This is a genomic window from Cupriavidus sp. FW306-01-F10A (assembly GCF_058782785.1).
The window spans coordinates 24,657-37,796 of record NZ_JBYSYA010000002.1 but is presented as its reverse complement, the minus strand read 5'-3'; the positions used below and the strand labels follow the sequence as shown (position 1 = coordinate 37,796).

Here is a 13,140-nt window from a genome sequence, read left to right as displayed (position 1 = left end):
CCAGGTGGCGCTTATTCCTGCGTGACTTCCTGGCTGACGATAGGGACGATGTAGTGCTTGAACACCGCCTTGCCGCTGCCATACTCCGTATCGCGCGGGGTGAATGCGCCGGAAAGGCAGATAAAGACGGTCATGACCGCCAATGCGGCCACAAGGCAGAGTGTCACGACTGGCAGCTTATGCATGGCCAACCTTCCGGAAGAGGCACAAAGATGAACCATCTCCACAACCCCGGCATTTTTGTCATTTTTATTACTGAGAATCTTAGTGATTGCGATGCGGCAAAGCAATAAGGTGTCGATTGCATAGGCCTGGCCTTTGTAACCGTGTGTTTCCGCGTCACGCCAGCGCCACTCTTGAAAACCTGCGCCTTGCCACCACCTGCACGGAACACGCGCCGATTTACCACCCGCGGCCAGGCCCACGGCGGGCCGCGACAATGCATTGATACGGATCGACATGGAAGAACAGAAGCAGACGCCAACCACCCAGACGCCTACGCCCGCTGGCGATGAGGCGGCCAACGCCAGCCAGGAGGCCGGCGCGCCGGAAACCGCTGCCGTCGACGACGTGGCGGCCCAGCTGGCCGCCCTGGAAGCCAAGGCGCGCGAGCATTACGACCTGTATATGCGCGCCGTTGCCGAGGGCGAGAACATCCGCCGCCGGGCGCAGGAAGATGTCGCCAAGGCGCACAAGTTCGCCATCGAGAACTTCGCCGACAACCTGCTGCCGGTGATGGACAGCCTGCAGGCCGCGCTGGCCGACGGCTCGGGCGATATCGCCAAGCTGCGCGAAGGCGTCGAGCTGACCGCGCGCCAGCTGGCCGCCGCCTTTGAGCGCGGCAAGATCGTTGAACTCAACCCGGTGGGCGAGAAATTCGACCCGCACCGCCACCAGGCCATCTCGATGGTGCCGGCGGACCAGGAACCCAATACCGTGGTGACCGTGCTCCAGCGCGGCTACACCATTGCCGAGCGCGTGCTGCGGCCGGCTCTGGTGACGGTGGCGGCACCGAAATAAGGCCGCCTGGGGCGGCGGCGTGCCGTCCTGGATCGCGACCTGACGCCCGGTGCCGGCTGGCCCGGGCGTTTGTCATTCTGGAGCGAGCATGACCACTGAACCAGGCGTCGGCCCGGCGACATCCCCGGCCCCCCACCTCGACCACCGCGCCTTCGAGGCATTCGGCATGCGCGAGGCCGATGACGGCAGCATCGACGCCGCCATCGCCGCTGCGGGCGACGCGCTGGTGTGCGTGTTCTTCTGGGGGGAGGACTGCTTCAACTGCGAGATGGCCAAGAAGGCCATGCTGGCCAACCCCGAACCGATCCGCGCGCTGGAACTGCGCTGGCTGCATGCCAACGTCTACGCGCATCCCGGGCTGGGCCGGCGCTTTGGCCTGCATGGCATCCCGGTGTTCATGTTCTTCCGGAACGGCAAGAAGCTGGGCCGCGCCACCGGCTGGCATGGCCACGGCCAGTTTGCCGCCGCGGTGGCCAATGCGCGGCTCAAGGCCAGCGGCAAGCCGCTGGCCGGCTGAGTGGGTTCAGCGGGTTCAGCGGGACAGCGAGTAGCCGATGCGGAACTGCCACGGCAGCTTGTGGTTGTAGTCCAGCAGGCTCTCGCCATAGCCGACGAAGTAGCCCGCCATCAGGTAGCCCGCGGTGCCGGGGATCAGCCGCGCCATCGGGTAGGTCAGCTGCGCGTCGACGCTGCCATACCACTTGCGCGTGCCCTTGCGCAGCGTGGCGGAGAACTCCCATGAGTCCGGGCGCCCGTAGGCAATGCCCAGGTCCATGAAGCCGCGGTAGTGGGCGATGTCGGGGTTTTCGCCCTTTTCCACGTAGGCATAGAGCTTGGGCGCGACACGCCAGTGCCAGTCGTTCTGGTCGCCGAAGTAGAAGGTCGGCTTGACGAAGACCGTATTGATGCTGCGCGAGTCGTCGCCGTCGCGGCCATTGGATTCATGCTCCAGGCCGGCCGCCAGCGACAGCCGGCTGATGGCATTGTTGCGCACGCCGGTATCCGACAGGTAATAGAACAGGCTGGGCCGGTAGTTGGTGTCGCGGAACGGCTTGGACTGCTCGGACAGGTCCCATAGCGAGAACTGGGTGTAGGCCACGTAGAGGTTGTCGAACAGACGCTTCGACGCCGGATCTTCGCCCTGGAACAGGCGGTACTTGAAGCTCAGCTGGAACTTGGCGTTGGCCCCGTCATGCGCGCCGACCATGAAATACATCGGGTCATGGAACGACAGCCGGGCGCTGTCGCGCAGGTCGGCCGGAGCGGGTGCGGCAGCGTCGGCGGTGGTGACCGGGGTCACCGGCACGGCGGCTTCGGTGGCCGGCTCCAAGCCGTTCGCTGCCAGCGCCTTGCCGGCAACCGGCGGCTCAGCGGTGGCGGATTCACCGGGCCGCGGCAGGCGGTTCAGCGTCACCAGCACCGGCGCGGCGTCGATGCCGGTGGCATCCAGCCGCACCTGGCCGCGCAGGGCCGGCGGCAGCGCCACCGTGTAGCGGATCGCGCGGTGCTCGCCGCGGCGCAGGTTGACCACGGCCGGGCCCGAGACCTCGCGCCACAGCACCAGCCGCACCGGCGCCTGCAGGTCGCCCGAGGCGGTCACTTCGAGCGTGTCGGGAATACGGTAGCGGCGCGTGGCGTCGTCGGCGCTGACCACCAGCGTCAGCGTCAGCGGCTGGTTGCCGTCGATCACGCGCGGCGGCTGCAACAGCGCCACGCCGGCGTGGCCGGCCAGGGGCCAGGCCAGCATCAGCGACAGGCAGAGCGGGGCAACGGCGCGGCCGGCGGGCGCGAGCCGGCGCCGGCGGGGGAGGGCAATACGGGACATGACTTGCGGGCACCGCGCCGCCATGTGACGGCAACGCGGCTGGGGAAAATTCAGACCCGCAAAGCCTACCACGCACCCATCTGAGGGGTGTGACGAATTGTACGCTGCACTTGATGCGTGACGCGTACCGGACTTAGCGGTTGGCGCGGCGCTTGACGCAATCGACGTAGTGGTCGCCGTCGGGCGGCTGGCCGGTGCGCTGTGCCTGCCACAGCATTTCGCCCAGGCATTCCATCACCTGGTGCTGCGCTTCGTGCGGGGAATCCAGCCGGCGTGCCAGCGCCTCATAGGCCTGGCGGATGCCGCGCGGCTGGTCGACCGAGACCTGCTCGGAGATCGACAGGTGCATCGACAGGTGCAGGAAGGGGTTGGTCTGGCCTTGCTCGGGTGTGTAGTCCTGCGACAGCGCACCTTCGGTGTCGCGCAGCAGGCCGTGGTACTCGGGGTGCTCGCCGATCCAGTCGACGGCGATGGCTTCCAGCGGGGTCAGCACGCCGCCTGTGAGCTGCTTCTGCCAGGCATCGCAGAAGAACCGGCGGACTTCTTCTCGTGAGGGATTAAACATGGTGGCGACATTGTAAACGAGGGCCGCGGCCCGCGCTGGCGGCGCCGCTTGTTGCCGGCGGCGCCAAGTAGAATGCGGGATCGCCGACTTCCCGCCCGCCCGATGACCGCTTCCGCCCAAACTGCCACGGACCATGCCCGCGACAAGCTGGCCGGCGTGCTGCTGATCGCGCTGTCGGCCAGCGCCTTTGGCGCCATGGCGATCTTCGCGCGCTTTGCCTACGCGGCCGGCGCGGATGTCTACGGGCTGCTGCTGGTGCGCTTCATGCTGGCCGCGGCGGCATTGGCCTGGGTGATGCGCACGCGCGGCATCGCCTTGCCGCCGTGGCGCCGCGTGCTGGCGCTGGCGGCGATGGGCGGCATCGGCTATGTCGGCCAGTCGTTCTGCTTCTTCAGCGCGCTCAACCATGCGCAGGCCAGCCTGGTGGCGCTGCTGCTGTATCTGTATCCGCTGTTCGTGACGATCCTGGCGGCCATCTTCCTGAAGGAGCGGCTGACCACGGCCGCGGTGGTCGCGCTGGTGCTGTGCTCGGTGGGCGCCGGACTGACCGTCGGCGGCGGCGAGGGCACGCCGCTGGGGATCGCGCTGGGGCTGGCGGCGGCGGTGATCTACTCGGTCTATATCATCGTCGGCGCGCGCGTGACCGCCGGCATCAACCCGATCGCCACCACCACGGTGATCTGTACCGCGGCGGCGCTGGTCTATGGCGCCGTCGGCCTGCTGCGGATGGGGGCGGGCGCGCCGCCGCAGTTCCCGGCCACTGCCGGCGGCTGGCTGGCGCTGGCGGGCATCGCGCTGCTGTCGACGGTGCTGGCGATCCTGACCTTCTTCGCCGGCCTGCAGCGGCTGGGCGCGGCGCAGGCGTCGATGCTGTCGACGCTGGAGCCGGTGGTCACGGTGCTGCTGGCGGCGTTTCTGCTGGGCGAGCATATCGGCACGGCGCAGGCCGTGGGCGGCGGGCTGATCCTGGCCGGCGTGCTGTGGCTGACCCGCCGGGGCAGTGCACCGGCGCCGGCCCGCGCCGATATGCAAGGGAATTGAACGGGTTGCTCAAAGGCGCTGTCGTGGCGCGCACAAAGCGTTGGGTACAATCGCCCCTTCCCTCAAATCCCGTACAGGAAAGAAGCGCATGTCCCAGATCGACAACGCCGCGCTGGCGCAGCTGTTCACCGAAGCCCGCACGCACAACGTGTGGCAGGACCGCCACGTGGACGACGCCGTGCTGCACCAGATCTATGAAGCGATGAAGTTCGGCCCGACCGCTGCCAACAGCAGCCCGGCGCGCATCGTGTTCGTCAAGAGCGCCGCCGAGAAGGCGCGCCTGGTGGACTGCGTGTCGGCCGGCAACGTCGACAAGACCCGTTCGGCGCCGGTGACGGCCATCATCGCCTTCGACACCGCCTTCCACGACCAGCTGCCCAAGCTGTTCCCGCATGCCGACGCCCGCTCCTGGTACGCCGGCAACGACGAGAAGATCGCCCGCGACGCGCTGATGAACAGCTCGCTGCAAGGCGGCTACTTCATCCTGGCGGCGCGCGCGCTGGGCCTGGACTGCGGCCCGATGGGCGGCTTCGATGCCGACAAGGTCAACGCGGCCTTCTTCCCCGACGGCAAGTGGCAGGTCAACTTCCTGTGCAACCTGGGCTACGGCGAGGCCGACAAGCTGTTCCCGCGCGGCCCGCGCCTGTCGTTCGACGAAGCCTGCCGCATCGTCTGAACGCGCTGCGCACCAACGGTGCCTGAACAAAAAAAGCGACCCGCTGTGGTCGCTTTTTTTTGCCTGGCACGCAGCGGCTTCAGGCCGTCCATTCCTGCACGGGATTGCAGGCCAGGTAGCGCCGGGGTTCGGCAATGCCAAGCCGCGCGCGGGCCGCGTCGATGGGTTCGTGCAGCAGTTTCTCGTAGTCTTCGCCCAACAGCCATCGGGCGCGCCGGCCGAGACGGTAGCCCTCCAGCACGGCCCGCGCAAAGGCCAGGCTGCCGCTCACGCGCAGGCTTTTCAGCGACGCCGCGATGGCGATGAAGGCCCAGCCCTTGCCGCCGGTCTGCGCATAGCTGAATGCCACCAGCGCGGCTTCGCCAAGGCTTTCATCGGCCCGGTAGCCGGTGAGCACATGCCAGATGTCGTGAATGTCGCGGGTACGCCGGCCGAACCACATGTAGGCGTCCTCGATCAACGGTTCCTGGTCCAGGTTCGAGACCTTGGCCAGCCCGTCAGCGCTGTAGCCGGTCTGTTCCAGGAACGCGCGATAGGCCGCGCCCACCGTGCCCGCTGCGAACCTGGCCACGTAGGCGGGATCGGACAGGCGCTCCGCCAGCTCGATGCGCTGGTAGACCATGCGCCGCCCGTCGGGCGTGTTCAGCAGCCGGTTGAAGTTGCGGGGCATGGACGGCCCGTTGAGCGCGCGCATGATGCGGAACACCTGCTCTGTGTCGTTGCCGTTCGCCATCAGCTTGCGAACGGCCTGGAACGCGGCGAAGACATTGTGCTTGTAGGGGTTGGAACCGGTGGTGGTGGCCATGGGCGGGGCTCCGTGGATCAGGCGATCTGCGCCTGGGCCGGCACGGGTACTTGCAGCCGGGCGGCTGCGTCGCGGACGAAATCGACGCTGGTGTCGATAGCGGTCACCGGCAGCATATGCCCGCCGCTGACCAATGTCAGCGTGGCGCCCGGAACCTTGGCGGCGAGCGCTTCGCCATGCTCGGCAAAATCCAGGATGCGGTCTTCGCGGCCGTAGAGGACACTGACCGGCACGCGCAGCGTGCCGTAGCGGTGCAGCAGCGCCGGCAGGCTCTGCGCGGCGCCGATCAGGTCTTCGGACGCGGCCAGGAAGTGGCGGGGCCGCAGCGCCAGCAGCCCGCCTCCGCGCGTCGGGAAGTCGTCCGGCACCGGGTCCGGGCCGAACACGATGTCCATCACGGCATCGCGGCGCCGAATCGACATCGGCACCACCAGCGTCCATGCCATCAGCCGGCGCAGCCACGCGCTGGGCACGGTCATGGCCTGGAACACCGGCGAGATCGCCTTGGGCGGGTGCGTGAGCGGCGCGATCAGTGCCAGCCCGCCCACGCGCTCGGGGTGGTGGATGGCCAGTGCCAGCGCAATCGCCCCACCCAGCGAATGGCCCACCACCAGCGGACGCTCCAGGCCAAGCTTGTCGCACAGCGCGGCGAGCGCTGCGGCCTGCGCCGGCAGGTCCGCGGCGCTGCCCGGCGTGCGTATGGAGTGGCCCGCGCCGGGGCGGTCGACGGCGATCACGCGGAAGTGCTCGGCAAGCGGCCCGATCATGCCGTAGCCAAAATTCTCTAACTGGCCGGACAGTCCATGCACCAGCAGCACCGCCGGGCCCTGGCCGCGCTCCACCACGTGCAGCCGCGCGCCGGGCACGTCGACAAAGCGGCCGTGCGGCGGCATGGCGGCTTCGATGCGCCGGGCGGTGCGCCACGTGTACAGATAGAGCGACGCGCCCAGCACCAGGATCAGCCCGATCAGCACCGCGAAAACGGTCAGGACGATGGTCATGATTGCACCTCGCTGGCGGCAACGGCCGGCACCGGGTTGTTGTCGGTGGTGTCCTGGCCGTCCCGGTGCGCCCGGTGTGCCAAGGGAGAGGGAGGCGGGACATCGAACTGCAACACGCCGTCTGCGATGCGCCCGTGCCGGATCGTCAGCAGGTCTTTCAGGTAGTTCTGGTGCACGCGCCAGGGCTTGCGATGACCTTGCCGGGGCAGCACGGTGGCGGCACGCTGCACGTAGCCGGAGGTGAAATCCAGGAACGGGGTCGGCTCTACGTCAGCGGGGGCGCGCGGCACGGCAATGCGGTGGCCGTGGCGATCCATATGACGCAGCAGGCGGCAGACGTACTCGGCCGTGAGGTCGGCCTTGAGCGTCCACGAGGCATTGGTGTACCCGAAGGCCAGCACCAGGTTGGGCACATCGCTCAGCATCATCCCCTTGTAGGCAAGGCATTCGGCGGGGCGGCGCGGCTGGCCGTCCACGCTGAGCGCGATGTCGCCCAGCATGTTCAGCTTGAGGCCGGTGGCCACCACCACGACATCCGCAGCCAGCGTCTTGCCGCTGGCCAGCACGATGCCGTCCTCGGTGAACCGGTCGATGGTGTCGGTCACCACCGATGCGTGACCGTCGCGGATCGCGCGGAACAGGTCGCCGTCGGGCACCAGGCACAGGCGCTGGTCCCACGGCCGGTAGCGGGGCGTGAAGTGGGTGCCGACGTCATAGCCTGGCGCCAGTTGCGCTGCCGCCATTCCGATCAGGCGCTGCCTGACGCGATCCGGCCGGCGCCGCGCCAGCTGGAAGAACATCATGCCCAGCAGCACGTTCTTCCAGCGCGTGGCGGCGTAGGCCAGCCGCTCCGGCAGCACGCGGCGCAGCTTGTGGGCGATGGCGTCCTCGCCGGGGCGCGTCACGATATAGGTGGGAGAGCGCTGCAGCATCGTCACGTGCGCGGCGCTTTTCGCCATGGCCGGCACCAGCGTGACCGCCGTGGCGCCGCTGCCGATCACCACCACGCGCTTGCCGGCATAGTCGAGCGATTCGTTCCAGAACTGAGGATGCACCATGCTGCCGCGGAATTGCGCTTCGCCTGCAAATTCGGGCCGGTGGCCCTCGGCATAGCTGTAATAGCCTGCGCACACATAGAGCAAACGTGTGCGCAAGCGCAGACGGCTGTGGTCCGCCATGCGTTCGGCTTCGACCGTCCAGCAGGCTGCGGCGCTGTCCCATGCCGCGCTGACGACCTTGTGGCCGAAGCGGATATGTGACGTGATGCCGGCCTCTTCGGCGGTTTCGCGGATGTAGGCGCGAATCGACGGCCCGTCGGCGATGGCCTTGGCGCCGCGCCAGGGCTTGAAGCGGTAGCCCAGCGTGTACATGTCCGAATCCGAGCGGATGCCGGGGTAGCGGAACAGGTCCCAGGTGCCGCCCATGGCCTCGCGCGCCTCCAGGATGGCGTAGCGCTTGCCGGGGCAGCGCATTTGCAGCTGGCGCGCGGCGCCGATGCCGGACAGGCCGGCGCCTACGATCAGGACATCAAGGACTGCGTCATCGGGACTTGAGGCGGTCATGGGGGGATCCGGGCGAGTGGCGCTTCTGACAACATAGATTGTCAGAAGCGATCCGGCAAGGAATCTGACAATAGGGAATGTCATAATGGCGCGCATGACGACCGAGCTCACCCCCGCGCGCCGCTACCGTGGCGCCGAAGCCGAAGAACGACGTGCGCAACGCCGCGTGCAGCTGATTGCCGCGGCCGTGCAGGTCTACGGCGAGCGCGGCTACCAGAACGCCACCGTCAAGGCCGTGTGCGAGGCCGCGGGCCTGACCGAACGGTATTTCTATGAGTCGTTCGCCAACAGCGAGGCCTTGCTGCTGGCATCGTTTCAAACGGTGACCCACCGCTTGCTGCACACCCTCGCCCTGGCGGGCGAGGGGGCCGGAGGCGATGGTCAGCAACGCGCGCTGGCCATGCTGCGCGCCTATTTCGGGGCGCTGCAGCGCGAGCCGCGTTCAGCGCGGGTGTTCCTGGTGGAAATCCGCGGCGTCAGCAAGCTGGTCGACGGGGCGCTGGCGGATTCGCTGGATGAATTCGGCGGGCTGCTCGCGCAAGCGCTGCTGCCGCCGGGACGCAAGCTCGATCCGTTGCTGACGGCGGGGGTGGCGGGCGGGGTGGTCCACATCGCCCTGCGCTGGATCACGCACGGCTACGCGCCCGAGGTGGAGATGGTCGCGCGCACCGCGCTACAGCTGGCCCTGGTGCTGGCGCACGAGCCGGACTAGGACCCCAGGCCCGGGTTACAGCTGCGGCGCCGGGGTCTTTTCCCTGAACTCGCATAGCGGCTCGATCACGCAGTGCCAGCACTCGGGCTTGCGCGCCTTGCAGACGTAGCGGCCGTGCAGGATCAGCCAGTGGTGGGCATCGTGCAGGAACTCATGCGGCACGCACTTGAGCAGCTTCTGCTCGACGATCTGCACGGTCTTGCCCGGCGCCAGCCCGGTGCGGTTCGCTACCCGGAAGATATGCGTGTCCACCGCGATGGTGGGCTCGCCGAACGCGGTGTTGAGCACCACGTTGGCGGTCTTGCGGCCCACGCCCGGCAGCGCCTCCAGCGCTTCGCGCTCGGGCGGGACCTTGCCGCCGTGGCGCTCGACCAGGATGCGGCAGGTTTCGATCACGTGCTTCGCCTTGGTCTTGTACAGACCGATGGTCTTGATGTACTCGCTGAGGCCGGCTTCGCCCAGGTCCAGCATCTGCCGCGGGGTATGCGCCACCGGGAACAGCCGCCGCGTGGCCTTGTTGACGCCGACGTCGGTCGCCTGCGCCGACAGCAGCACGGCGATCAGCAGCTCGAACGGCGAGCTGTATTCCAGTTCGGTGGCCGGGGCAGGGTTGGTTTCGCGCAGCGTCTCAAAGATGGCACGGCACTTGGCGGCGTTCATTGTTTTTCTTCCGGGTCGGTATTGGCGTTCTGGCCGGGTCCAGGCTTGGTAAGCCCCGCGCGCGCGCGCCGTGCTTCGGCGGCGTCGATCTGGGCCTGCACCGCAGCCGAGACGTTCTCCGTATTGCGCGGCTGCGCGGCCTGCTGCTTCTGCCGGGCGCGTTCGATGGCGGCCTGGATGATGGCGCGCTTGCGTTCCTGCGCGGCGCGCTCGGCATCGTTTTCCGGCGCTTCGGCCTGCACCGCGGCCAGCTTGGCGGCGGCCTTGGCGGCCAGGCGCGCGTCGTTTTCCTCGCGCTCGCGCATCAGCCGCGCATTGCGCGCCAGGTAGCGCGCGTGCGCGGCATCGGCCTGCGCCTGCGACCACGCGGCCCAGCCGGTGCGCCCGCCGGTGACCGGGACCATGTCGATGCAGTCGACCGGGCAGGGCGCCACGCACAGGTCGCAGCCGGTGCACCAGTCAGGGATCACCGTATGCATCTGCTTGGCGGCGCCGGCAATCGCATCGACCGGGCAGGCCTGGATGCAAAGCGTGCAGCCGATGCAAAGGCTCTCGTCGATGCGGGCCACCGCGCGCGGCTGTTCGCTGCCGCGTTCCGGGTCCAGCGGCAGCGGTTCGGTGCCCAGCACCGCGGCCAGGCGCACAATCCCTTGCGCGCCGCCTGGCGGGCAGCGGTTGCAGGCGGCTTCGCCGCTGGCCATGGCTTCAGCGTAGGGGCGGCAGCCGTTGAAGCCGCATTTGGTGCACTGGGTCTGGGGCAGCAGCGCTTCGATGCGATCGGCAAGGGATTTGACGGCGGGATTCACGACTACGGGCAGGAAATCAGGGGACAAAACAGGGACCAAGGCCGGATCAACGGTCAAGACACGAAATTTGCGGGGCACTGTGAGGGTTTGGCGACATAACAGCCGAACCCGGCGGCGGACAATAGGCCAGCGACCCTGCGGCACCGGGATCTCTGTGTACCCCTGCGAGCCATCGCGCCGCAAGGATTATCCCCGATTTCGCCGGCGGGCAGAAACGGCGATGATGCGCGCACCGCCGGATTGCCGCATTCCGGCCTATGCCATAATCCGCGCAACGATCGACCAGCCACCCCATGTCAACTGAGCCCAAGACCAAACGCGACCCGGAAGGGACGCGCCGACGCATCCTCGCTGCGGCCACCGAGGAATTCGCCAAGGGGGGGCTGGCCGGCGCCCGCGTCGACCAGATTGCCCGGCGCGCGGAAACCAATGAACGCATGCTGTACTACTACTACGGCAGCAAGGAAGGCCTGTTCCTGGCGGTGCTTGAGAAGCAATACGCCAATTTCCGCGCCGACGAGGAGCAGCTCCACCTGGTCGACGAAGACCCGGTCCAGGGCGTGCGCACGCTGGCGCGTTTCGTCTGGGACTGGTATTACGAGCACCCGGAGTTCATCCGCCTGGTCAACAGCGAGAACCTGCACGAGGCCCGGCACCTGAAGAAGTCGGCGCAGCTGCAGCAGCTGATCAACCCAGTGGTGGATGTGCTGGCCGACGTGATCCGGCGCGGGCAGGAACAAGGCGTGTTCCGCGACGATATCGACGTGCCGCAGTTCTACCTGACGATTTCCGCGCTGGGCTACTACGTGCTGTCCAACCGCTATACCATCAGCGCCGTGATCGGCCGCGACGTGGCCTCGCAGCAGGAGCATGAGCGCTTTGCCGAGCTGCACTCGGAAATGCTGCTCAGCTACCTGAAGAAGCACTGAGCATCCCGGCCCGGCCCCGCAAGAAGAAACGCCCGCAATCGCGGGCGTTTTCTTACCTGGTGGCCGAGGCCTGGTGGTACTTGCGGATAAAGTCGCGCAGCTGCGGGTAGATCTCTTCGCGCCAGCGCCGGCCCGAGAAGATGCCGTAGTGGCCGCAGTGCGCCGCGTTTAGGTGCTGCTTGCGGGTTTTCGGGATGCCGGCGCACAGGTCGTGCGCCGCGGCGGTCTGGCCCGCGCCCGAGATGTCGTCCAGCTCGCCCTCGACAGTCATCAGCGCGGTGCTCTTGATGTCCTGCGGCCGCACCGGATTGCCGTCGATGGCCCAGGTGCCGTTGGCCAGGCGGAATTCCTGGAACACCTCGCGGATGGTGTCGAGGTAGTACTCGGCGGCCATGTCGAGCACCGCGTTGTATTCATCGTAGAAGCGCACGTGGGCTTCGGCGTCATCCGCATCGCCCTCGACCAGGCTCAGGTAGAAGTCATAGTGCGAGGAAAGGTGCCGGTCCGGGTTCATCGCCACGAAACCGGCATGCTGCAAAAAGCCCGGGTAGACGCGGCGGCCGTGGCCGGGGTAGTTGGCCGGCACGGTGTAGATGACGTTGTTCTCGAACCACTCGAACGACTTGTTGGTCGCCAGCGAGTTGACCGCGGTGGGGCTCTTGCGGGCGTCGATCGGGCCGCCCATCATGGTCATGGTGCGCGGCGTCTTCTCGCCGGCCGAGGCCATCAGCGAGATCGCGGCCAGCACCGGCACGGTGGGCTGGCATACCGAGATCACATGCAGGTTCTCGGCGCCGATATGGCGGATGAATTCCTGGATGTAATAGATGTAGTCCGACAGGTGGAACGCGCCTTCCTCGACCGGCACCATGCGTGCGTCGATCCAGTCGGTGACGTAGACCTTGTGGTCCTGCAGCAGCGTGCGCACCGTGTCGCGCAGCAGCGTGGCATGGTGGCCCGACAGCGGCGCGGCCACCAGCACCACCGGCTCATCCTTGAGCAGCTTGATGGTTTCCGGGTCGTCGGCATAGCGCTTGAAGCGCACCAGCTTGCAGAACGGCTTCTCAAACACGGTCTGCTCGACGATGGGGATGTCGCGCCCGTTGGAGCGCACCGACTTGATGTCGAATGCCGGCTTTTCGTATTCCTTGCCGAGCCGGTACAGCAGTTCATAGCCGGCAGCCAGGCGGGGTGCGCCGGGAACCAGCGAGAGCGGGCTGAGGGGGTTGGTGAAGGTCTTGGCGGTCGCCTGGGCCCACGCGGTCAGCGGGTGCAGGATCGAGCGCTGGAACTCATGCAATTGGTAGAGCATGCCTTTTCTGCCTGGGTCTAGCTATGAGGTACGTACTACCAAGTACTAATGTACTGACAATACACCGGGGGATCGTGGCGCCGATTATGCCTTTAATCGAACGACCGTGCTAACGATCTTGCTCTGCAGCATATACCTTAAAGTACTTCCAATGCTGCGGAAAACAATAAGGCAAAAGGCTGATTTCTTGATGACATTGGGCCGATAAATCGCAAACAAATGCAAA

General features: G+C 67.2%; 15 protein-coding genes. 6 read left to right on the top strand and 9 right to left on the bottom strand.

What is annotated here, in order from left to right:
- Positions 1–11: 11 nt before the first annotated feature.
- Complete coding sequence (locus AC3WLF_RS03125; RefSeq protein WP_492357929.1) at positions 12–461, bottom strand: hypothetical protein; 450 nt, start codon at positions 459–461, stop codon at positions 12–14.
- Here AC3WLF_RS03125 and grpE point away from each other — a divergent pair.
- A complete protein-coding gene (gene grpE, locus AC3WLF_RS03120; protein ID WP_010809047.1) occupies positions 460–1,020 on the top strand; it encodes a nucleotide exchange factor GrpE in 561 nt (186 codons plus the stop codon). The two genes, AC3WLF_RS03125 and grpE, sit on opposite strands and share 2 nt — an antisense overlap.
- An 88-nt stretch (positions 1,021–1,108) precedes the next feature.
- Positions 1,109–1,537 carry a thioredoxin family protein gene (locus AC3WLF_RS03115; RefSeq protein WP_492357821.1) on the top strand — a complete coding sequence of 143 codons (429 nt, stop codon included), beginning with the start codon at positions 1,109–1,111 and terminating at the stop codon, positions 1,535–1,537.
- A 15-nt stretch (positions 1,538–1,552) separates the two neighbouring features.
- On the opposite strand, the gene AC3WLF_RS03110 is transcribed toward AC3WLF_RS03115, so the two are convergent.
- Both AC3WLF_RS03110 and AC3WLF_RS03105 read right to left on the bottom strand, forming a co-directional pair.
- Complete coding sequence (locus tag AC3WLF_RS03110; RefSeq protein WP_492352813.1) at positions 1,553–2,845, bottom strand: phospholipase A; 1,293 nt, start codon at positions 2,843–2,845, stop codon at positions 1,553–1,555.
- 133 nt (positions 2,846–2,978) lie between these two features.
- On the bottom strand, positions 2,979–3,410 hold the full coding sequence (locus tag AC3WLF_RS03105; protein ID WP_010809044.1) for a DUF1841 family protein: 432 nt from the start codon (positions 3,408–3,410) through the stop codon (positions 2,979–2,981).
- Positions 3,411–3,512: 102 nt separating this feature from the next.
- Between AC3WLF_RS03105 and AC3WLF_RS03100 the strand changes: the two genes are divergently transcribed.
- Both AC3WLF_RS03100 and AC3WLF_RS03095 read left to right on the top strand, forming a co-directional pair.
- Positions 3,513–4,451: a DMT family transporter gene (locus AC3WLF_RS03100; RefSeq protein ID WP_492320864.1), complete on the top strand. Its 939-nt coding sequence runs from the start codon at positions 3,513–3,515 to the stop codon at positions 4,449–4,451.
- An 88-nt stretch (positions 4,452–4,539) separates the two neighbouring features.
- A complete protein-coding gene (locus tag AC3WLF_RS03095; protein WP_010809042.1) occupies positions 4,540–5,127 on the top strand; it encodes a malonic semialdehyde reductase in 588 nt (195 codons plus the stop codon).
- 79 nt (positions 5,128–5,206) lie between these two features.
- Here the strand turns inward: AC3WLF_RS03095 and AC3WLF_RS03090 are convergent, their stop codons facing one another.
- From AC3WLF_RS03090 to AC3WLF_RS03080, 3 genes are read right to left on the bottom strand one after another with little or no spacing between them, the layout of a single operon-like run.
- Entirely contained in the window at positions 5,207–5,932 is a 726-nt protein-coding gene (locus tag AC3WLF_RS03090; protein ID WP_492320863.1) for a Coq4 family protein, read from the bottom strand.
- Positions 5,933–5,949: 17 nt separating this feature from the next.
- Positions 5,950–6,933 carry an alpha/beta fold hydrolase gene (locus AC3WLF_RS03085; protein ID WP_492357820.1) on the bottom strand — a complete coding sequence of 328 codons (984 nt, stop codon included), beginning with the start codon at positions 6,931–6,933 and terminating at the stop codon, positions 5,950–5,952.
- Positions 6,930–8,495 (bottom strand): flavin-containing monooxygenase, encoded by a 1,566-nt coding sequence (locus AC3WLF_RS03080; RefSeq protein ID WP_492357819.1) that lies wholly within the window; start codon positions 8,493–8,495, stop codon positions 6,930–6,932. The genes AC3WLF_RS03085 and AC3WLF_RS03080 overlap by 4 nt, the downstream gene beginning before the upstream one ends.
- Positions 8,496–8,580: 85 nt before the next feature.
- Between AC3WLF_RS03080 and AC3WLF_RS03075 the strand changes: the two genes are divergently transcribed.
- On the top strand, positions 8,581–9,207 hold the full coding sequence (locus AC3WLF_RS03075; RefSeq protein WP_492320860.1) for a TetR/AcrR family transcriptional regulator: 627 nt from the start codon (positions 8,581–8,583) through the stop codon (positions 9,205–9,207).
- A gap of 15 nt (positions 9,208–9,222) precedes the next feature.
- Here the strand turns inward: AC3WLF_RS03075 and nth are convergent, their stop codons facing one another.
- Positions 9,223–9,867 carry an endonuclease III gene (nth, locus tag AC3WLF_RS03070; protein ID WP_011614905.1) on the bottom strand — a complete coding sequence of 215 codons (645 nt, stop codon included), beginning with the start codon at positions 9,865–9,867 and terminating at the stop codon, positions 9,223–9,225.
- The gene (rsxB, locus tag AC3WLF_RS03065; protein WP_492357818.1) at positions 9,864–10,673 is read right to left on the bottom strand and encodes an electron transport complex subunit RsxB; all 810 of its coding nucleotides are present in this window, start codon (positions 10,671–10,673) and stop codon (positions 9,864–9,866) included. Before rsxB ends, nth begins: the two co-directional genes overlap by 4 nt.
- A 293-nt stretch (positions 10,674–10,966) precedes the next feature.
- On the opposite strand from rsxB, the gene AC3WLF_RS03060 reads away from it, so the two are divergent.
- Positions 10,967–11,602, top strand: coding sequence for a TetR/AcrR family transcriptional regulator (locus AC3WLF_RS03060; protein WP_010809035.1), 636 nt, complete (start codon positions 10,967–10,969; stop codon positions 11,600–11,602).
- 52 nt (positions 11,603–11,654) lie between these two features.
- Here AC3WLF_RS03060 and AC3WLF_RS03055 read toward each other — a convergent pair whose 3' ends face one another.
- The gene (locus AC3WLF_RS03055; RefSeq protein ID WP_492320858.1) at positions 11,655–12,914 is read right to left on the bottom strand and encodes a polyhydroxyalkanoate depolymerase; all 1,260 of its coding nucleotides are present in this window, start codon (positions 12,912–12,914) and stop codon (positions 11,655–11,657) included.
- Positions 12,915–13,140: the final 226 nt, after the last annotated feature.